15 protein-coding genes are annotated in these 19,639 nt (G+C 57.7%); 7 read left to right on the top strand and 8 right to left on the bottom strand.

Going from position 1 to position 19,639, the window contains the following annotated elements:
* Both ACK13D_RS04650 and ACK13D_RS04645 read left to right on the top strand, forming a co-directional pair.
* Complete coding sequence (locus tag ACK13D_RS04650; RefSeq protein ID WP_061703987.1) at positions 1-2,964, top strand: virulence factor SrfB; 2,964 nt, start codon at positions 1-3, stop codon at positions 2,962-2,964.
* Positions 2,961-5,327, top strand: coding sequence for a virulence factor SrfC family protein (locus ACK13D_RS04645; RefSeq protein WP_418795816.1), 2,367 nt, complete (start codon positions 2,961-2,963; stop codon positions 5,325-5,327). Before ACK13D_RS04650 ends, ACK13D_RS04645 begins: the two co-directional genes overlap by 4 nt.
* On the opposite strand, the gene ACK13D_RS04640 is transcribed toward ACK13D_RS04645, so the two are convergent.
* The 3 genes from ACK13D_RS04640 to ACK13D_RS04630 all read right to left on the bottom strand — a co-directional run bounded on the left by ACK13D_RS04640 (position 5,324) and on the right by ACK13D_RS04630 (position 6,452).
* Positions 5,324-5,587, bottom strand: a complete 264-nt coding sequence (locus ACK13D_RS04640) for a barstar family protein (RefSeq protein ID WP_010670099.1) — start codon at positions 5,585-5,587, stop codon at positions 5,324-5,326. The genes ACK13D_RS04645 and ACK13D_RS04640 overlap by 4 nt on opposite strands.
* A gap of 2 nt (positions 5,588-5,589) precedes the next feature.
* The gene (locus ACK13D_RS04635) at positions 5,590-6,024 is read right to left on the bottom strand and encodes a ribonuclease domain-containing protein (RefSeq protein WP_010670098.1); all 435 of its coding nucleotides are present in this window, start codon (positions 6,022-6,024) and stop codon (positions 5,590-5,592) included.
* Positions 6,025-6,110: 86 nt separating this feature from the next.
* Positions 6,111-6,452, bottom strand: a complete 342-nt coding sequence (locus tag ACK13D_RS04630) for a helix-turn-helix domain-containing protein (protein ID WP_009090299.1) — start codon at positions 6,450-6,452, stop codon at positions 6,111-6,113.
* Between the two features lie 302 nt (positions 6,453-6,754).
* Between ACK13D_RS04630 and ACK13D_RS04625 the strand changes: the two genes are divergently transcribed.
* Both ACK13D_RS04625 and oqxB read left to right on the top strand, forming a co-directional pair.
* A complete protein-coding gene (locus ACK13D_RS04625) occupies positions 6,755-7,909 on the top strand; it encodes an efflux RND transporter periplasmic adaptor subunit (RefSeq protein WP_010245312.1) in 1,155 nt (384 codons plus the stop codon).
* Positions 7,910-7,921: 12 nt separating this feature from the next.
* Positions 7,922-11,074: a multidrug efflux RND transporter permease subunit OqxB gene (gene oqxB, locus ACK13D_RS04620; RefSeq protein ID WP_010670097.1), complete on the top strand. Its 3,153-nt coding sequence runs from the start codon at positions 7,922-7,924 to the stop codon at positions 11,072-11,074.
* Between the two features lie 234 nt (positions 11,075-11,308).
* Here oqxB and ACK13D_RS04615 read toward each other — a convergent pair whose 3' ends face one another.
* The 4 genes from ACK13D_RS04615 to ACK13D_RS04600 all read right to left on the bottom strand — a co-directional run bounded on the left by ACK13D_RS04615 (position 11,309) and on the right by ACK13D_RS04600 (position 14,022).
* Positions 11,309-11,734: a type II toxin-antitoxin system HicB family antitoxin gene (locus ACK13D_RS04615; RefSeq protein WP_346439141.1), complete on the bottom strand. Its 426-nt coding sequence runs from the start codon at positions 11,732-11,734 to the stop codon at positions 11,309-11,311.
* 22 nt (positions 11,735-11,756) lie between these two features.
* Positions 11,757-11,939, bottom strand: coding sequence for a type II toxin-antitoxin system HicA family toxin (locus ACK13D_RS04610; RefSeq protein WP_010245321.1), 183 nt, complete (start codon positions 11,937-11,939; stop codon positions 11,757-11,759).
* Between the two features lie 196 nt (positions 11,940-12,135).
* Entirely contained in the window at positions 12,136-12,630 is a 495-nt protein-coding gene (locus ACK13D_RS04605) for an RrF2 family transcriptional regulator (RefSeq protein ID WP_187510818.1), read from the bottom strand.
* Between the two features lie 207 nt (positions 12,631-12,837).
* Complete coding sequence (locus ACK13D_RS04600; protein ID WP_418795813.1) at positions 12,838-14,022, bottom strand: MFS transporter; 1,185 nt, start codon at positions 14,020-14,022, stop codon at positions 12,838-12,840.
* A 202-nt stretch (positions 14,023-14,224) separates the two neighbouring features.
* On the opposite strand from ACK13D_RS04600, the gene tus reads away from it, so the two are divergent.
* The gene (gene tus, locus ACK13D_RS04595) at positions 14,225-15,154 is read left to right on the top strand and encodes a DNA replication terminus site-binding protein (RefSeq protein WP_045140384.1); all 930 of its coding nucleotides are present in this window, start codon (positions 14,225-14,227) and stop codon (positions 15,152-15,154) included.
* Between the two features lie 42 nt (positions 15,155-15,196).
* Here the strand turns inward: tus and fumC are convergent, their stop codons facing one another.
* A complete protein-coding gene (gene fumC / locus ACK13D_RS04590; protein WP_010245332.1) occupies positions 15,197-16,594 on the bottom strand; it encodes a class II fumarate hydratase in 1,398 nt (465 codons plus the stop codon).
* A gap of 199 nt (positions 16,595-16,793) precedes the next feature.
* On the opposite strand from fumC, the gene manA reads away from it, so the two are divergent.
* Entirely contained in the window at positions 16,794-17,969 is a 1,176-nt protein-coding gene (manA, locus tag ACK13D_RS04585; protein WP_418795811.1) for a mannose-6-phosphate isomerase, read from the top strand.
* Positions 17,970-18,101: 132 nt separating this feature from the next.
* Positions 18,102-19,601, top strand: coding sequence for a YdgA family protein (locus ACK13D_RS04580; protein ID WP_010245343.1), 1,500 nt, complete (start codon positions 18,102-18,104; stop codon positions 19,599-19,601).
* Positions 19,602-19,639: the final 38 nt, after the last annotated feature.

The following is a 19,639-nucleotide window of genomic DNA, read 5'->3' as shown; positions in this document are numbered from 1 at the left end:
ATGCTGGCTCCCCTGATCGATGACAAACAAAAAATTTCGCTGATTGAAAACAGCGGCGTGCAGTTTCTGGATTTCGGCCTGCAACTCTCAGATACCCCGGCGCGCCGCCAGTTTGTGCGCCAGACCGCCAACGGCCCTCTGCTGCGCCTGAACGTCGATGGCAACAGCGGTAAGTTCCTGCTCTATCCGGAAGATGGCGGCGCTGCGGAAGTGGTGCGCCCGGAGTCTGATATCGCGCTGGCGGACTCACTGTCCCTGCTGTCAGCCTGCTGGCTGCCGCTGCCGATGCTGCGCTGTGCCAGCGGACGTCGTTTTATCGGCGGTCCTGAAAACTGGGCGCGGATGCGTCTGGTTGCGCTGCCCGCGCCCGATGCAGCAGGCAATACCCATCGCGTCAGCCTGGCCTTTGATACCCGCTGCGTGGCGGAACAGGATGGCGGTGAACAGCTCGGCCTCAGCCCGGCTGATGCTCAGAACGGTGTGACCTTTGCGCTCGCCTGGCACAACTACGAGCTGGGTGATTTTCTTGACCTGACCTGGGTTGACGGCTGGCTGCGCGAATCCTTTACCGACCGCGTCTCCGATCGCCGCGAACAGGCGATTAATCAGGCGCTGCGCGAGTTTGAGTATCAGGCGCACTACCTCAATCTGCTGGAGCTGCTGGGCGAACAGCTCGACCTCAGCGAGATCCATATTCAGGCCGCCACGCTGCAGACCCCGGCGGTCAATGTCGATATCATTCTGGATGTCGGTAACTCCCATACCTGCGGCATTCTGGTGGAAGATCACCCGGAAGAGAGCAACGGCCTGAAGCAGACCTATGAGCTGCAGCTGCGCGATCTGTCGCAGCCGCATCAGGTTTATAACGAGCTGTTTGACAGTCGTCTGGAGTTTGCCGAGACCCGTTTTGGCAAAGCGAACTTCTCGCTGGAGAGCGGTCGTGAGCAGGCCTTTATGTGGCCTTCTCTGACCCGCGTCGGCCGTGAAGCAAGCCGTCTGGCCCTGCAGCGTGTGGGACTGGAAGGCAGCACCGGCCTCTCCAGCCCGCGCCGTTATCTGTGGGATGAGGCGCGCTATCAGCCAGGCTGGCGTTTTAACACGCCCGGCGAGCAGGCTGAACCGCTGGCCTATGCCGCACCCTTTACCACCCTGCTCAACGACGAAGGCCAGCCGCTCTCGACGCTGGCACCGGACGATCGTCTGCCGGTCTTTTCTCCGCACTACAGCCGCAGTTCGCTGATGACCTTTATGCTGTGTGAGCTGCTGGCTCAGGCGCTGATGCAGATGAACAGCGCGGCACAGCGTCAGCGGATGCCACAGAGCCACGCGCCACGTCAGCTGCGCCATGTGATCCTGACGCTGCCGTCAGCGATGCCGAAGCCGGAGCGTGAAATTTTCCGCCGCCGGATGCAGGAAGCGCTGGCGCTGGTCTGGAAAGCGGAAGGCTGGCTGGCTGACGAAGATGACCTTTCACCATCACTGCCACGTCAGAACCCGAAACCGCTGCCGGATGTGCAGATGGAGTGGGATGAAGCGACCTGTGGTCAGATGGTCTGGCTGTTTAATGAAACCCAGGTCAACTTTGCCGGTCGTGCCGAAGACTTTTTCAGCAGCATGGCCCGTCCGGATCGCCCGCGCGATGCTGACGAACTGCCAGGCAAGAGCCTGCGCATCGCCTCGATTGATATCGGCGGCGGCACTACTGACCTCGCCATCACCCAGTATCGTCTGGATGATGGTCAGGGCAACAACGTCAAAATCACGCCGCGACTGCTGTTCCGCGAAGGCTTTAAAGTCGCGGGCGACGATATCCTGCTGGATGTGATTCAGCTGTGGATTTTACCGGCGCTGCAGCAGCATCTGCAGAAAGCGGGCCTGACGCTGGCGGAACCGCTGATGAACAAGCTGTTTGGTCACGACAGCCGCATGGACGGTCAGGCCACGCTGCGTCAGCAGATCACCTTACAACTGTTTATTCCGCTGGCGCAGGCGGTACTGGAACGCTACGAAAACTGGGATCCGCTGGAGAGCCATGCGGAGATTAACGCGCTGTTTGGCGAGCTGGTCGATCAGCCTCCGGGCGAAGCGGTACTGGCCTTCGTCAACGGCGAGATTCAGCGCGAGCTGGGCGGTAACAGCCGCTTTGACCTGCTGCAGGTGCCGCTGGTGGTGAGCCTGTCACAGCTGCACGGTGAATTTATGCAGCACCGGATGGCGATTATCCCGGCGCTGCGTTCAATGTGTGAAGTGGTGTCGCTCTATCAGTGTGACGTGCTGCTGCTGACCGGTCGCCCGTCGCGCTTCCCGGGCATTCAGGCGCTGGTGCGTCATCTGCAACCGCTGCCGGGCAGCCGTATACTGTCGCTGGAAGGCTATCACACCAGCGACTGGTATCCGTTTAACAAACATGGCCGCATCGACAACCCGAAATCGACCGCGGCGGTCGGCGCGATGCTCTGCCTGCTGGCGCTGGATCTGCGCCTCAGCAGCTTCTGGTTCCGCGCAGGCGATTTTGAACCCTACTCGACGATTCGCTATCTTGGCATGCTCGACGAAAACCAGGCGCTGACGGACGAGAACCTCTGCTACAGCGAAATTGACCTCGACGATCCCGGCTATGTGCTGGATAAAAAGCGCAGTTTCCGTATTCGCGGCAACGTCTGTCTCGGCTTCCGCCAGCTTGATAACGATCGCTGGCCCGCCTCGCCGCTCTATAGCCTGACGCTGAACGACGCCACCCTGGCGCGTAAAGTGGCCGGTGAGAGCGTGCTGCGCATCCGGCTGGCGGTAAAAGCCGGACCCGACGCGTCCGGCCCGGAAAGTCTGGTGCTGAGCGATGCCCGTCTGGATGATGGCACCCGCGTGCCGCTGGAGCAGTTGAGTCTTAAGCTGAATACCCTGTCGGCGACCGGCAATGCCAATGCGCAATACTGGATTGACAGCGGGAGCGTGTGTAAACGATGAAAGCCCTGAAACCCCGTCAGCCGCAAACGCTGGCAAAACGTCTTGGCCTGTTGCAGGACGCCCTGAATAACAGTCTGGCCTGGATTGAGAGCAGCCGTGAGCAGTCGCCGCGTCTGGCGCTGGAAGCAGAAACCCTGACGCTGCAACTGCGCCAGGCGCGCGTGCAGACTCAGGCGCTGGCGCAACAGGTGGCGCGTCCGGTGACGCTGGCGCTGTTTGGCCAGTCGCAGGCGGGTAAGGCCTGGCTGCTGAACGAAATGGTGGCCGATGCACAGGGCCAGTTAGTGACCCGCATGGGTGATAAACTGCTGAACTGGTTTCAGCATATCAATCCCGGCAACCTCGATTTTGCTACCGCCACCCGTTTCAGCCATCAGCGCGAGCCGCTCTCAAACGAGTGGCCGGTTGAACTGACGCTGCTGAGTGAAGCGGAGATCGTACGGCTGATAGTCGCCTGTGCCGGCGCGACAACGCCCGACACCGCACAGATCGACAGCGCACTGCAGCGCCTGCAGCGTCATCGTCTCGCCACGCCGCTGGCGGGTCTGGAAGGCGATGCGCTGGTAACACTCTGGTCCTGGTGCCGTCGCCGTGCGCACCACGATGCGCGGCTTGATCGTCATTTCTGGCCGCAGGCGGTTGAGCTGGCGCCCTGGCTCAGCGTTGACGACCGGGTACAGCTTTTTTCACTGCTGTGGCCTGGTCAGCCTGAACTGAATGAGATGCTGCGCACCCTGCTGCATCTGCGTCACCAGTTGCGTAACAGCAGCCGGGTGCTTGCTCCACTGAGCCTGCTGACCGACGCATCACTGCTGCCGGCCGAGCAGCTGATTGTGCCGGCCAGTGAGCAGGATCAGCAGCAGCTGGTGGAAGTCTGCCCGCTGAATGGTAACCGCATCGGTAAGGCGCAGAACGTGCCACTGGGATTACTGGCGCTGCTGACGCTGGAAGTGCTGGTCCCGCTGAGTTCCACACCGCGAACCGCACTCTATGATGATGCTGATATGCTGGAACTGCCCGCGCCAGGCCAGTCCGGTGACGCGGCAATCCAGGAAGATCGTCAGCGCCTGCAGCAGCAGGATCCGCTGCGTGCCCAACTGCTGGAACAGAAACGTGCCCTGCTGCCCGGTTTTTACGCCGCGCGTCAGGCAATTGATCTGCTGCTGGTCTGTACCGCAGCCAGCCAGCGTCAGGATGCCGACCTCGCCAGCGAAACGCTGCGCGAATGGCAGCGTCAGCAGCCCGCACAGGAATCCGCAGAGAAACCGCGTCTGATCTGGGCGATTACCCCTTTCGATGCCCGCCATCAACAGGTCAATGTGGATGAAGCGGTGCAGCGTCAGATGGGACAGCCCGGTCAGCACTGGGGATCGATGCTGGCACTGGATCGCGCGGGTGTCGACCGCATGGCGAGCTGGTTGCAGGATGAGATGCAGCCGGAAGCGCGCCGCGACATGCTGCTGGCTCAGCTGGCGCAGATTCAGCACACTGTGGTGGAGCGGCGTTTATTGCCCTGGACCGAAGCGGGTGCCAGCCCGGAACAGGCGGCACGCAAACAGAATATCGCCGATACGCTACTGAAGTGTTTACAGCATCGGACCGGCCTGCATGGCGAGCTGCTGGAACGCCTGCAGCCGCCGCGTGAGGCGCTGCGTCAGCTGTGGCTCAATCAGTCGGCCTTGCAAGGCAGCAAACCGGCCAGTAGTCAGGCCCCGGAAAATCAGTTTGGCATCGGGTTTGAATTTGATCTGTTCAGTGAGAGCCCGGCTGAAGCGCCGGTTCAGCCGCGTCAGAGTCTGCAGAGCGCGCAGCAGTATCCGCGTCAGGTGCTGCTGCTGTGGCTGGATCATCTGCGTCAGCTGCCTGAAAACCGCAGCCTGCTGGCGTTGCTGAACGTGGATAAGCCAACGATGGAGTGGCTGGTTGAGGAGCTGATCACGGCCGGATTCCGCACCGATATCGCGCAAAAGCTGCAGCTGGCGCTGCATGAGCCCGATACGCAGAGCGTCAGCCATGAATCACGCGCGGATCGTCAGGTGACGCGGGCGATGACGGTGCTGGGGGATTTTGTGGCCTGGCTCGGCTTTTTACAGCGTCCTGAAAATGAACGCCCTGCCAGCCGCGTTAATCGGGGTCAGGTGATTTTCTCGCGGCCTCCGGCTCCCAGCGTCAGCTTCAGTTCCGGTCAGCGTCTGACCAGACTCTCTGCCGCCCCGGCCAACCACACGGCCTACTATATCTACGACTGGCTGGTGGGGCTGAACCAGGTCATCATTGAGAATAATGGTTACACCGGCGGCGGCGATCTGCCGCTGGCAGCCCGCGAAGCGCTGGTTGCGCTGCTCAAGCCGCTACGCGCTTAATCAATGATCAGGCGCAGTTCGCCCTCCAGCGACTGCGCCGCCTCTTCCAGCAGCGCCAGCACCGGCGCTAAATCGGCCTGATGCGCGGCATAGTGCTGCAACCACATTGTCGCAGGCAGCGCCATCCCGCCCGTCAGCCAGTCCCATAACGCATCCAGATTATGTCCGAAGGTCTGCGGACAGCCGCTCTGCTCAGCAAACTGCTGATAAAACGCCGCGCGCGTGGTGAGCTGACGCAGGTCAAAGGTCAGATTAAGCATGATCAGGGCACCTGCCTGAAACTGCGGTAGTGATCGGTGGAGAGAAACACCAGCCCGTCAGAGGAGTAAACCAGGCGATCGGCGTCGCGATGCCCGCAGCGATAATTCACATCCGCTTCATACCACTGACGGCCCGCACGCGCGGGCAGACGCTTTTCACGGTTCGTAAAGCGATCGCCGCCGATGGCTCTGCCTGGCAACACGTCACACAGGTTGCCTTTAGCCGGATTCCAGCCACGCTTGCGCGCGTCGTTTTTGGTGAGGTAGTAGTCCGGCAGTTGCTGATGCTGCAGCACCCAGCGCGCCACGGTATGGGCGTCAGTCAGGGTGGCGATATCGGCCTGGGCAGGGGCTGAAACGGAATTCAGATAGGGTTTAAGGCCGTAGAAACAGGCCGCGAGGACGAGAAAAAGTCCAATCCAGAGTTTTTTTGACATGATGGCATCCGTGACGACAGGACGCAGATGATACCAGTTTTGCGCGCAGAGAAAAGCGCGGGCCAGACAAGCTGGCCCTGGCGAGGTTATGCTGCGTGCGAATCCCCGCTGTGCCGACGCCATGCACCCGGCGCGACGCCATACTGGCGTTTGAAGCTGCGGTTAAAGGATTGCTGGGAGTCGAAACCTAACGAGATAGCCACATTGAGAATCGGTTCATCAGTGCTGGTCAGGCGGTCGGCTGATTTCTTCAGCTTCTTAACCCGGATGTATTCACCCAGTGGATAACCGGTGTGCTCTTTAAACATGCGCTGCAGGTGCCATTTGGAGTAGCCCGCGCGCTCTGAAACGGTATCCAGATCCAGACGTGCTTCGATGTTGTTATCAATCCAGTCGATTAAATCGTGAATAAAAGCATCACTCATCATTCCAGTCTCTCCTGTCGCCGTGGCGAAAAGTATTAGTATCAGTTGCAGTTACACTTAAGGGTGGCTGACTATGCCATTTAATGCAAGTTTTATTAGTACATTAAATGCCGCACTATTTGTGGGGTTTTAGCTAAGTTGTTCAGGCTTTCATCGCCCTGCCCTAAACCGCACATAAAGTGTATCTGTTATTCTTGCAGTTGCCAGCCACGCAAGCCTACACTCACCGCGATTAATTGCAATCTTAAAAGTTGCAAATATTGGCCTGCAGGCCGCCTGTTTATATCTATCGCGGAATAACAACAATGATTACGAACCGGGTTCGTCAGGGTTTAACCCTCTTAGGGATGGTACTGCTCATCACGCAACTGAGCGGCTGCGATAAGGGTGTGGCGCAAAACGCCGCTCCCCCGCCGCCTGAAGTGAGTGCCGCACCCGTGCTGATCAAACCGGTCAGTCAGTGGGATAATTTCAATGGCCGGGTTGAAGCGGTGCAGAGCGTGCAGTTGCGTCCGCGCGTCTCTGGCTACATTGATGCCGTTAACTATCGTGAAGGCGATGAGGTCAGAAAAGGTCAGGTACTGTTTACCATTGATGACCGGAGTTACCGCGCGGCGCTGGAGCAGGCCAAAGCGGAACTGGCCCGGGCGCGCAGTCAGGCGAGTCTGGCCCGCAGCGAATCGGGCCGCAGCGAGAAGCTGATCGGCACGCAGGCGATTTCCCGCGAAGCGTGGGAGCAGCGTCGTTCTGCCGCCAGCCAGGCGCAGGCGGATGTGCTGGCCGCAGAGGCCGCGGTCGATATGGCGCAGCTGAACCTCGACTTCACCCGCGTTACCGCGCCGATTGATGGCCGCGCCAGCCGGGCGATGATCACCGCCGGTAACCTGGTGACCGCCGGCGACAGCGCCAGTGTGTTAACCACGCTGGTGTCGCAGCAGCAGATGTATGTCTATTTCGATGTCGATGAGAACACCTTCCTGAACTATCAGGCGATGGCGCGTCAGGGCCAGCAGCGCCATGCGCTGCCGGTTGAGATTGCGCTGGTCGGCGAACAGGGTTTCCCGCACCAGGGCAAAATTGACTTTCTGGATAACCAGCTGACCGCCAGCACCGGCACCATTCGTATGCGCGCCCTGCTCGACAATCAACAGCGGCAGTTTACGCCTGGCCTGTTTGCCCGCGTGCGTCTGCCCGGCAGCGCGCAGTTCGAGGCGGTGCTGATCGATGATAAAGCGGTATTGACCGACCAGGATCGCAAATATGTCTACGTGGTGGATGGCGAAGGTAAAGCGCAGCGGCGCGATATCCAGCCTGGCGCGATGGTGGATGGTTTGCGCATCGTTAAATCGGGTCTGCAATCTGGCGACAAGGTCATCATCGCCGGTCTGCAAAAAGTATTTATGCCCGGCATGCCGGTCACTGCTCAGCCGGTCGCCATGCGTGCGGCAGCCGCTCAATAACCCGAGGCCGCTATGGACTTTTCCCGCTTTTTTATCGACCGGCCCATTTTTGCTGCGGTGCTGTCGATCCTGATTTTTGTGACCGGGGTGATTGCCATCCCACTGCTGCCAGTCAGTGAATATCCCGACGTGGTGCCACCCAGCGTACAGGTGCGCGCCGAGTATCCAGGCGCTAACCCGAAAGTGATTGCGGATTCCGTGGCGACGCCGCTGGAAGAGGCAATCAACGGCGTCGAAAACATGATGTACATGAAGTCAGTGGCCGGTTCTGACGGCGTGCTGGTGACCACCGTCACCTTCCGTCCAGGCACCGATCCTGATCAGGCGCAGGTGCAGGTGCAGAACCGCGTAGCGCAGGCAGAAGCCCGTCTGCCGGAAGATGTGCGTCGGCTGGGGATCACCACCCAGAAGATGTCGCCGACCCTGACGCTGGTCGTCCACATGTTCTCACCGAACAATACCTACGATTCGCTCTACCTGCGTAACTACGCCACCCTCAAGGTGAAAGATGAGCTGGCCCGCCTGCCGGGTGTCGGTCAGATCCAGATTTTCGGCGCAGGCGAGTATGCGATGCGCGTCTGGCTTGATCCCAATAAAGTGGCGGCGCGTGGTCTGACCGCCTCTGACGTGGTAACGGCGATGCAGGAGCAGAACGTGCAGGTCTCTGCCGGTCAGCTGGGTGCCGAGCCGCTGAAAAAACAGAGCGATTTTCTGCTGTCAATCAACACCCAGGGACGACTGGAGAGCGAGCAGCAGTTTGGCGATATCATCCTGAAAACCTCGGAAGATGGTTCGCTGGTGCGGCTGCGTGATGTGGCGCGGATTGAGATGGGCTCGGGCAGCTATGCCCTGCGCTCGCAGCTGAATAACAAAGATGCGGTTGGTATCGGTATCTTCCAGGCACCTGGCGCCAACGCCATCGACCTCTCCAATGCGGTTCGCGCCAAAATGGATGAGCTGGCGACCCGCTTCCCCAATGACGTGAAATGGGCCGCGCCTTACGATCCGACGGTATTTGTCCGCGACTCGATTAAAGCCGTGGTGCAGACCCTGCTGGAAGCGGTCATTCTGGTCGTGCTGGTGGTGATTCTGTTCCTGCAGACCTGGCGCGCCTCAATCATTCCCCTGCTGGCGGTGCCGGTTTCGATAGTCGGTACCTTTAGCGTGCTCTATCTGCTTGGCTTCTCGCTGAATACGCTGAGCCTGTTCGGGCTGGTGCTGGCGATTGGTATCGTGGTGGATGACGCCATTGTGGTGGTGGAGAACGTCGAACGTAACATTGAGATGGGGCTGTCGCCACGCGCCGCTGCGCATCAGGCGATGCGTGAGGTCTCCGGGCCGATCATCGCCATTGCGCTGGTGCTGTGCGCGGTGTTTGTGCCGATGGCGTTTCTCTCTGGCGTCACCGGGCAGTTCTACAAGCAGTTCGCCACTACCATCGCCATCTCTACAGTGATCTCTGCTATTAACTCGCTGACGCTCTCGCCTGCGCTGGCGGCGATGCTGCTGAAAGATCATCACGCGCCGAAAGACCGGCTAACGCGGATCATTGATGCGCTGTTTGGCTGGCTATTCCGGCCGTTTAACCGCTTCTTCCAGCGCAGTGCCCATGGTTATGAATCGCTGGTGGGCCGTACGCTGCGTCGCCGTGGCGCCGTGTTTGGCGTCTATATTCTGCTGCTGGCGGGTGCCGGATTTATGTTCCACACCGTGCCGGGTGGATTTATTCCGACGCAGGATAAGCTCTACCTGATTGGTGGCGTGAAGATGCCGGAAGGTTCCTCTCTGGCGCGTACGGATGCAGTGATTCGTAAGATGAGCGAAATCGGTATGCAGACCGAAGGCGTCGCCTATGCGGTAGCGTTCCCCGGCCTGAATGCATTGCAGTTCACCAATACGCCGAACAGCGGCACGGTGTTCTTCGGTCTGAAGCCGTTTAATGAGCGCAAACATACGGCAGCGGAGATCAACGCTGAGATCAATGCGAAGATCGCTCAAATCCAGCAGGGCTTTGGCTTCTCGATTATGCCACCGCCGATTCTGGGGCTGGGCCAGGGCTCGGGCTATTCGCTCTATGTGCAGGACCGGGCGGGTCTGGGTTATGGCGCGCTGCAGACGGCGATTAATACGCTGTCAGGCAGCATCATGCAGACGCCAGGGATGCACTTCCCCATCTCCTCTTATCAGGCCAACGTTCCGCAGCTTGATGTGAAGGTAGACCGGGATAAAGCCAAAGCGCAGGGAGTATCGCTGACCGCGCTGTTCAGCACGCTCCAGACCTATCTCGGCTCGTCGTATGTGAATGACTTTAACCGCTTTGGCCGCACCTGGCGGGTGATGGCGCAGGCTGACGGGGATTTCCGCGACAGCATCGAAGATATCGCTAACCTGCGGACCCGAAACGATCGCGGTGAGATGGTGCCGATTGGCAGCATGGTCAACATTACCACCACCTACGGTCCCGACCCGGTGATCCGCTATAACGGCTATCCGGCGGCGGATTTGATTGGTGATGCCGACCCACGCGTGCTCTCCTCGGCGCAGGCGATGAGTCAGCTCGAAGCGATGTCCGGTCAGCTATTGCCAAACGGCATGAACATCGAGTGGACCGATCTGAGTTATCAGCAGTCAACGCAGGGCAATACCGCGCTGATTGTCTTCCCGATGGCCGTGTTGCTGGCGTTCCTGGTGCTGGCCGCGCTGTATGAGAGCTGGACGCTGCCGCTGGCAGTGATCCTGATTGTGCCGATGACCATGCTCTCTGCGCTGTTTGGCGTCTGGCTGACCGGCGGTGACAACAACGTCTTCGTGCAGGTCGGACTGGTGGTGCTGATGGGGCTGGCATGTAAGAACGCGATTCTGATCGTCGAGTTTGCGCGGGAGCTGGAGATTCAGGGCAAAGGGATTGTGGAAGCGGCGCTGGAAGCGTGTCGCCTGCGTCTGCGTCCGATTGTGATGACCTCCATCGCCTTTATCGCCGGTACAATACCGTTGATTCTGGGTGAAGGCGCGGGTGCAGAGGTGCGCGGCGTTACCGGTATTACGGTCTTCTCCGGCATGCTCGGCGTGACGCTTTTCGGCCTGTTCCTGACGCCGGTGTTCTACGTGGCCCTGCGCAAGCTGGTGACGCGTCGGTCAGGTAGTGCATCGTCCGTGACGGCGTAAACCGTAAAAGTTAAAAGGGGCGATCATGCGGTCGCCCCTTTTTTTGCCTGTAATTCACTGATTTCAGCAGACCCCGTCTTGCAGGCTAGCGCCGCTTCAATCTTTCATTCAGCGTTTCAATGATAAACGCATTCAGCGAGGTTTCATTGATCATGGCGGGTTGCCCGGCGACATTAGCCAGATCAGAATTATTATTCATCTTTGACCTCCAGCGTTCTGCTTGCGGGCAGATGATCAGGTCCGAATTTCAATCCGGACTTTGCGCCCCAGCTGAGCCAGCGCCAGCTCCACATTTTCGACTTTCGATGAGTGCTCTACATCCAGTAGTCGATCAACCTGTGGGCCATTCACGCCCAGTTGACGTGCCAGATCGACTTTACGGGTGCCGGTTTCAATCATTGCGTTGTAAAGTGCCGCTTTCATTGCCACCAGTACAGGCACAGAGACGATGTACTCTCCTTCCAGCGGTTTACTGGCAACCGGAATCGGACGACGCGTATCCATCTCGAGAGAGATTGCCGTCACCAGTCCATCTTCGGCTTCTGCAAGTGCTTCCTCAACGGTGTCGCCGACGGAATGCAGTAACGGCAAATCACGACACGAGACCTCATAGGTATCGGTTTTGGCGTCATGAGTTAATCTGACGGCATAATTAAACATAGAGTTACCTCTCTGATCGGGCTCACAGGCCCAGATCTTTTAAAATTTTTCTGCGCGTACCTTCAGGCATTTCTTTTGCTCCGTGATCCGGAAAAATGGATTGCCTGTCGCCCAGGAAGACCTTGAAATGGCTGCTTCCACTGCGGTGCTTAGTCAAAATAGCGCCCTGCTGAATGAGCCAGCGTCTGAATTCACTGTACTTCATCGCGTTCCCTCGCTGTGTATAACAGCAAGAATAACATTGGTGATAATCAATACAACATTAATGTTGTCATGGATGCTGAATTTTCAACTGTTTATCAGATTCAGCGTGATAACCGACCCCAGGAAAGTGAGTTATTGGCTTATGGCAGATTTGAGGCAGGAAGTTAGTGACCAGCAGGCATAAAAAAAGCCGCTAATCAGCGGCTTTTTTTGCAGAGATCATCAATCTCTTCGGGTTCAGGTTCCGGCACGGCGGTGCAGTTGCTGGTGTCGCGTTTCTTCAGTTCGTTCAGTGCGTCTGCCACGGTGCGTTTTGCCAGCACATCCAGCGACGCCTGCTCGGCTTCATCGGCTATCGACTTGAAGTACCAGCAGAGGTTGGCACTGACCAGACAGCGCGGCGCGACGTCGGGACGCGCGGCCCAGATTTTTTTGTCTTCGATCACGGAGACATAGATATCCCGCAGGGTAATTTCCGCAGCAGAACGGCCCAGATGAATCGAACCGGTACGGCCCAGCGTGGAGACGATAATGCCGTCACGGGTCAGCGGGACCATTAATTTTCGTATGAAACTGGGATTCGCTTCCAGCCCGTAGGCCAGAATCGCGCTGGTAGAGCGTTTTCCCATTTGCTCCGCCATCGCTACGCTCAGAACCATTTGCAAAGCTGTCGGGAAGCGGTAATCAAGCATTTCTTTATCCTGAGTTGCGGTGCATCTTATTGTTTTATTGCCGCATAAGTGAACAATCAATGAGCAATAAATATAACAAACACTGTTGCTTTTTTGAAGCAAACCGGCGGTGACAAGGCACGTATTCACCAAAGGCTGAGGCCCGATAGCACAAGGTGCTTAGCCTGCTAACGGCCCTCTTCCTGCGGAGCAGGAAGAACCGTTCCGTTATGCCGTGGTGGCCGCTGTCGCCGGTAATCGCTGCTTAAGCGCAATAACCAGTACCACGTTAAAGATTGCCAGGGCGCAAAGCAACCACAGCGTCGCCGATGCTCCCATCTTTTCAAACACATATCCACCTATCAGCGGCGTCAGTGCCTGCCCCATCAACGCCGGGCGGGCCATTTTACCCACCACAATCGCATAGGACTCTGGTTTGACCATCGCCAGCGGTAAAGTTCCCCGCACGATGGCACGTAAGCCATTTCCTGCGCCATACAACACCATGCTCAGCAACGCCATCTGCGGAAACAGTGCCAGCAACAGCAAGCCCAGTGCCACCAGCCCGACGGAAAAAAAGGTGGTACGGATGGGATGACTGCGTTTAAAGGCGATATCGACGAGTCGGGATCCTACCTGACACGGGCCAAGTACGGCGCTGATCGCCAGCGCCGAGGTCAGCGTATGGCCACTGGCCTGCAACAAGGCGATAAGCTGCACGGAAATAGCTGTCATGATCACGGACGCCAGAGTGAAAATGGCACACAGCAGCCAGAACAGCGCAGGCGCAATCTCCGCCGTGCCAGGCTGCGGACTCAGTCGTTTCTCCGGCCGCTTAGCGTGACTGTCGGGTAAGGCAAACAGATAGGCAGGCAGCACGCAGACGACCATCAGTGCCGCAATTATCAGCGACGCGTTCCGCCAGCCGAATCCGTGAATTAACAACGCTGTTCCCGGCCAGACCAGCGTGGTGCAGAAGCCAGATATCAGGGTGATACCGGTGATCGCTGCACGCGCCTGACCGCCATAGCAGGTGCCGAGCGTGGCAAACAGTGCGTCATAAAGGCCCATCGCCATACCGATGCCAATAATTACCCAGGCAAACAGAAACAGCGGCAGAGAGTGGCTATAAGCCATGATCACCAGCCCCACCGCCATCACCATGCCACTCAGTGCCAGCAACAGGCGGCCACCGGTGCGGGAGATAATCCTGCCTGCCAGCGGTGACAGCAGGCCCGATACCAGAATCCCGGTCGAGAGCGCGCCATAAATCCACTGCTGTGACCAGCCTGTCTCAGCCGCAATCGGATTCGCCATCACCGCCATCAGATAGAACGACCCGCCCCATGACAGGATCTGCACCCAGCCCAGGGTAATAATGGCGGCGATGCCGGGTTTGTTGTTCTGATTCACAGGCAATCTCCTGGTTAGCAGGCGAACCGTTTTTATAACATGTTCTGCGATAAGCCAAAATGCGTGATGCCCTTTTGACTGGATAGCCATGCAGGCCGCACGGTTTTGAGTAAACCATCTATAGTATGTTGTAACTATATGACGCTTGCATCCTCGCCAGGCTTCTGCCACATTGTGGACGTTGTAACTATGGAGGCACAACATGACGCGCTACGACTTAGTGGCTGATATGCATCAATGTGTAAATGACCTGGAACTGGCGCTGGGTGAATTGCGTCAGCAGATTGAAGCGCAGCCTCTGCTGATCGCCCGCGTCTTCAGCCTGCCGCCGGTGGTTAAAGGTCGCGAACATGAAGCGATCACCCGGATTGCTGTCGAGCAGCATCTCGGGGAGAGCGCGTTAAAGATGGCGCTTGACCACTACTGCCGCCTGTTTATGCAGCATCAGTCAGAACAGCTGAGCACCAAGGCTGCCGTGCGCTTGCCTGGCGCGCTCTGTATCGAATGCGACGCGCAGCAGGAGGCGGAGATCGGCTCGCTGGTCGACGTCATCAATCAGTTGAAAGCACGGCTGGAGCAGCTGATTACGGTGGACTCAGGCCTGCCGAGTGAAGCGCGTTTTGAGTTCGTCCACCAGCATTTGCGCGGACTGATCACCCTGAATGCCTATCGCACTATCACCCTGCTGAGCGCACCGGATAGCCTGCGTTTCGGCTGGGCCAACAAGCACATTATCAAGAATCTCAAGCGTGAAGAGGTGATCGCCCAGCTGGAAAAAAGCCTGAAGTCGGGACGTGCAAAAGCGCCGTGGTCACGTGAACAGTGGGCGGAAAAAGTGCAGGAAGAGCTGGCAAGCGTGCGCGCCCTGCCCGCCTCGGCACGATTGAAAATCAAGCGCCCGGTGAAAGTTCAGCCGGTTGCCCGCGTCTGGCGCGCGGATGAACAAAAACAGACTCAGCTGGCCTGTCCTTCTCCGATTCTGGTTATCTGTCGCGATCGCACGCAGGTTCCGGTACTGGGCGAATTGCTTAACTACGATGCCGATAATATTAACCATCGTTATAAACCTGCTGCAGAACCGCTGAATCTTTTGATCCCCAGACTGCATCTGTGGGTCGATTGTCCGATATAAATAAAAAGGCCAGCTTTCGCTGGCCTCTGACTCACTCAAACCTTACGACTTCATGCTGCCGACCATCTCTTCCGGACGAACCCAGGCATCAAACTCCTCTTCGGTAAGATAACCCAGCTTCAGCGCCGAGCCTTTCAGCGTCAGCCCCTCTTTGTGCGCCTTCTTGGCAATTTCTGCCGCTTTGTCATAGCCAATATGGGTATTCAGCGCCGTCACCAGCATCAGCGATTCGTTAAGCAGTTGATCGATGCGCTCACGCACCGGCTCAATGCCGACCGCGCAGTGATGATTAAAGCTGTCCATGCCATCCGCCAGCAGGCGAATTGATTGCAGGAAGTTATGGATTACCATCGGACGGAACACGTTAAGCTCAAAGTTACCGGATGCGCCGCCCATATTGATCGCCACATCGTTACCCATCACCTGACAGCAGAGCATGGTCATCGCTTCGCACTGGGTCGGGTTAACTTTACCCGGCATGATGGAGCTGCCTGGCTCATTTTCCGGGATGGCGATTTCGCCGATGCCGCAACGCGGGCCGGAAGAGAGCCAGCGCACGTCGTTCGCGATTTTCATCAGCGAGGCGGCCAGCCCTTTCAGCGCGCCATGCGCATGCACCAGCGCATCACAGGTTGCCAGCGCCTCAAACTTGTTTGGCGCAGTGACAAATGGCTGCTGCGTGAGATCGGCCAGCGCCTTCGCCACGCGCACCGCATATTCCGGATGGGTGTTCAGGCCCGTACCTACTGCCGTGCCGCCCAGCGCCAGTTCCGCCACGTGCGGAATGCTCTGCTCAATATGCTTCAGGTTATGCTCCAGCATCGCCACCCAGCCGGAAATCTCCTGGCCCAGAGTCAGCGGCGTGGCATCCTGCAGGTGAGTACGGCCAATCTTGACGATATCTTTGAAGGCGTCGGACTTCTGGCTTAAGGTCTTCTTCAGTACCTGAATCTGAGGGATCAGCTGTTCGCGCAAGGCGATAACGGCGGCAACGTGCATCGCCGTCGGGAAGACATCGTTGGAACTCTGGCTCTTGTTCACATCGTCGTTGGGATGAACCAGCCGCGCCATTCCGCGCTCGCCGCCGAGGATTTCACTGGCGCGGTTCGCCAGCACTTCATTCATGTTCATATTGGTCTGGGTGCCGGAACCGGTCTGCCAGATCGCCAGCGGGAATTCATCCGCATGCTTGTCAGCCAGCACCTCATCGGCCGCGCTGACAATCGCCTCGGCGCGGTCAGCGGGCAGCAGTCCCAGATCGCGGTTAACGCTGGCCGCGGCGCGCTTGGTCAGTGCCAGTGCATGCACCAGCGCGGTCGGCATTTTTTCGGTTGAGATGCGGAAGTGTTCCAGTGAGCGCTGTGTCTGCGCGCCCCACAGTTTGTCTGCCGGTACGTCGATGGGGCCCATTGAATCTTTCTCAATGCGATTGGCTGCCATGAATACGTCTCCTTCATCTGGTTTTTAAAAGAATGACCGCCCGGTACGTCATTACGATCGACTGCCGGGCGGTCAGGATAGTAATACACAATAATTTAACATTATCAGAGCTTAGCGTCCTTTTGCGCTGGAGATGTATTTTTACCGGCAGTTTCTGCTTTAATACTGGCAATAATTTCCCGTGATAAAGGGTTATACAATGCAAAAAATGAACAATACGCTGCAAAACTACGCATGGGGCAGCAAAACTGCGTTGACTGAGCTTTACGGAATCGCTAATCCACAGGGGCTGCCGATGGCGGAACTCTGGATGGGCGCACATCCGAAAAGCCCCTCCACCGTGATTGACCAGGGCAGCGAGCGTTCGCTGCGTGACGTGATTGATGCCGCGCCTGCCGCCATGCTGAGCGAAGCGGTGGCACAGCGTTTTGGTGAACTGCCCTTCCTGTTCAAAGTGTTGTCTGCCGATCAGCCGCTGTCGATTCAGGTCCATCCCAGCAAACGCGCGGCCGAAGTGGGCTTTGCCCGTGAGAATGCGGCGGGTATTCCGCTGACAGCTGCTGAGCGTAATTATAAAGATGCCAACCACAAGCCGGAGCTGGTCTACGCGCTGACGCCCTTCCAGGCGATGAATGGCTTTCGCACCCTGACGGAGATGGTCTCACTGCTGGAGCCGGTTGCGGGCGCACATCCACAGATAGCCCATTTTCTGCAGCATCCCGATCAGGATACGCTGGCCGCGCTCTTCTCTACCCTGCTGTCACTGGAGGGTGAGGCGAAATCGCTGGCGCTGGGCATCCTGAAATCCGCGGTTGATGCACAACAGGGTGAGCCGTGGCAGACCATTCGCATGATTGCGGCAGAGTATCCTGACGACAGCGGCCTGTTTTCGCCGCTGCTGCTGAACGTAATCACGCTGCAACCGGGCGAGGCGATGTTCCTCTACGCGGAGACCCCGCACGCTTATCTGAAAGGCGTGGCGCTGGAGGTGATGGCAAACTCTGATAACGTGTTGCGGGCCGGTTTAACCCCGAAATATATCGATATTGCCGAGTTGATGGCGAACCTGAAGTTTGAAGAGAAGCCAGCCAGCACCCTGCTGACCGAGCCAGAGCAACAGGGCAACGCGCTGCGCTTCCCGATTCCGGTGGAGGATTTTGCCTTTGCCATTCATACCCTGAACGCAGAGCCACAGCCGCTGGCGCAGCAGAGCGCCGCACTGCTGTTCTGCATCGAAGGCCAGACGGTGATCGCCAAAGGCGAGCAGCAGGTGACGCTGAAACCAGGTGAATCCTGCTTCATTGCCGCCAGCGAATCCCCCGTAACGGTCGCAGGCACGGGCCGACTGGCGCGGGTATTTAACGACTTAGGGTGAAGCGGCTGACGGAGTGCCTGTTAACTGCTATCATTTCAACCTATTAGCTTTTAAACGCCTGCGGGCGTTTTTCTTCAGTCGCTGGGGTAAACCTGCGGCATAAGCGGACTCAAGGATAAGGACGAATCAGCAATGAAAAAGACCAATGTTGCCGTAGGTGTCATCATCGCACTGGGCGTAGTCTGGACTGGCGCGGCATGGTTCACCGGCAAGCAGATTGAAAGCCACAGGGATGAGCTGGTGCAGAACGCCAATGCCCAGCTGAATGCTTATGCCCCTAACAGCCGACTGAAGATCAGCTATCAGGACTATCAGCGCGGCGTGTTCAGCAGCAAAGTGAATCTGGTGATTCAGGCCAACTCGCAGACGGAAGATAATCCCCTGCTTAAACCAGGCCAGAGCATCATCCTGAACGAAACCATCGATCATGGCCCTTTCCCCTTTGCTCAGCTGAAGCATTTCAATCTGATCCCAAGCATGGCGTCGGTTCATACCGAACTGGCTAACACCGATGCGGTGAAAAAGTTGTTTGAGCTGACCGGCAACAAGTCGCTGATTAACGCCGATACCCGTATCGGCTACAGCGGTGCCACCGATACGGCGCTGCGCGTTCTGCCGGTTGATTATCAGAATGCGCAAAGCGGCGAGCGTCTTGCCACCAATGGGGGCACCTTCAACGTCAGCGCGGATAACAAAGGCGACAAAGTGTCGCTGGACAGTGACGTTGATAGCCTCGCGCTGACCAGTAAAAATGAGATGGGCCAGCCGGTGCTGTTCACCATTAATGGTCTGAAGCTGAGCGGTAACACCCATCTCAGCCCGGAAGGTGTGCGCATTGGCGACCAGTCAGTGGATATTGAGAAGGTCAATGCCAGCATCAATGGTCAGGACGCCCTGACGCTGCACAAAATGAAAGGCACCTCCTCTTTCGATAACAGCGCCGGTAAGATTGGCGGCAATATCGACTACAAAGTTGAAGGCATTCAGCTGCAGAAGCAGGATTTTGGTCAGGCAGCGCTGAAGATGAAACTGTCACAGTTTGATGCGCAGGCGGTAAAAGCCTTCTCCGATCGTTACAACGCGCAGATGCAGGAACTGCTGAGCCAGCCTGGCGTCGCGGAAGATCCTATCCGCTACCAGGCGGGTGTGCATCAGATTCTGATGAGCAACCTGCCGATGCTACTGAAAGGCTCACCTGCGATCAGTATCGCCCCGCTGAGCTGGAAAAATGATAAAGGTGAAAGTACCTTTAACCTGAACGCAAATTTCAACGATCCCTCTGCGGTGACCGGCGAAGCCCAGACACTCAGCGCCATGGTTGATCGGGTACTGAAGAGCCTGGACAGCAAGCTGGTCATCAATATGCCAATGGCGACCGAAACCATGCATAAAGTGGGACTGGCTGAAGGATATCAGGCCGATGACGCACAGAAGCTGGCAGATCAGCAGGTGAAAGGACTGGCGGCGATGGGTCAGATGTTCCGCCTGACCCAGCAGCAGGATAACAATATCGTCACCAGCCTGCAGTATACCAACGGTCAGGTGAACATGAACGGCGACAAAATGACGCTGGAGCAGTTCCTCTCCCGCTATATGCTGGGTATGCCGACCAGCGAAGGGATGCCGCAGTAATTCTCTACTTTTCTTTTAAAGGCGACCTCCGGGTCGCC

Origin of the sequence: Pantoea sp. K16, assembly GCF_048452805.1 — a bacterium.
GTDB classification, from domain to species: Bacteria; Pseudomonadota; Gammaproteobacteria; order Enterobacterales; family Enterobacteriaceae; genus Pantoea; species Pantoea agglomerans.
Note: the sequence above shows the minus strand (reverse complement) of the source record. Positions and strands in the feature narration are given on the sequence as shown.

What these genes read in the sequence shown, in the direction of transcription:
- ACK13D_RS04640 (WP_010670099.1), bottom strand. Translation starts at nt 5,587, where the DNA reads ATGCTTAATCTGACCTTTGACCTGCGTCAGCTCACCACGCGCGCGGCG.
- ACK13D_RS04635 (WP_010670098.1), bottom strand. Translation starts at nt 6,024, where the DNA reads ATGTCAAAAAAACTCTGGATTGGACTTTTTCTCGTCCTCGCGGCCTGT.
- ACK13D_RS04610 (WP_010245321.1), bottom strand. Translation starts at nt 11,939, where the DNA reads ATGAAGTACAGTGAATTCAGACGCTGGCTCATTCAGCAGGGCGCTATT.
- ACK13D_RS04650 (WP_061703987.1), top strand. Translation starts at nt 1, where the DNA reads ATGCTGGCTCCCCTGATCGATGACAAACAAAAAATTTCGCTGATTGAA.
- fumC (WP_010245332.1), bottom strand. Translation starts at nt 16,594, where the DNA reads ATGGCAGCCAATCGCATTGAGAAAGATTCAATGGGCCCCATCGACGTA.
- tus (WP_045140384.1), top strand. Translation starts at nt 14,225, where the DNA reads ATGACGCGCTACGACTTAGTGGCTGATATGCATCAATGTGTAAATGAC.
- oqxB (WP_010670097.1), top strand. Translation starts at nt 7,922, where the DNA reads ATGGACTTTTCCCGCTTTTTTATCGACCGGCCCATTTTTGCTGCGGTG.
- ACK13D_RS04605 (WP_187510818.1), bottom strand. Translation starts at nt 12,630, where the DNA reads ATGCTTGATTACCGCTTCCCGACAGCTTTGCAAATGGTTCTGAGCGTA.
- ACK13D_RS04580 (WP_010245343.1), top strand. Translation starts at nt 18,102, where the DNA reads ATGAAAAAGACCAATGTTGCCGTAGGTGTCATCATCGCACTGGGCGTA.
- ACK13D_RS04630 (WP_009090299.1), bottom strand. Translation starts at nt 6,452, where the DNA reads ATGATGAGTGATGCTTTTATTCACGATTTAATCGACTGGATTGATAAC.
- manA (WP_418795811.1), top strand. Translation starts at nt 16,794, where the DNA reads ATGCAAAAAATGAACAATACGCTGCAAAACTACGCATGGGGCAGCAAA.
- ACK13D_RS04645 (WP_418795816.1), top strand. Translation starts at nt 2,961, where the DNA reads ATGAAAGCCCTGAAACCCCGTCAGCCGCAAACGCTGGCAAAACGTCTT.
- ACK13D_RS04625 (WP_010245312.1), top strand. Translation starts at nt 6,755, where the DNA reads ATGATTACGAACCGGGTTCGTCAGGGTTTAACCCTCTTAGGGATGGTA.
- ACK13D_RS04615 (WP_346439141.1), bottom strand. Translation starts at nt 11,734, where the DNA reads ATGTTTAATTATGCCGTCAGATTAACTCATGACGCCAAAACCGATACC.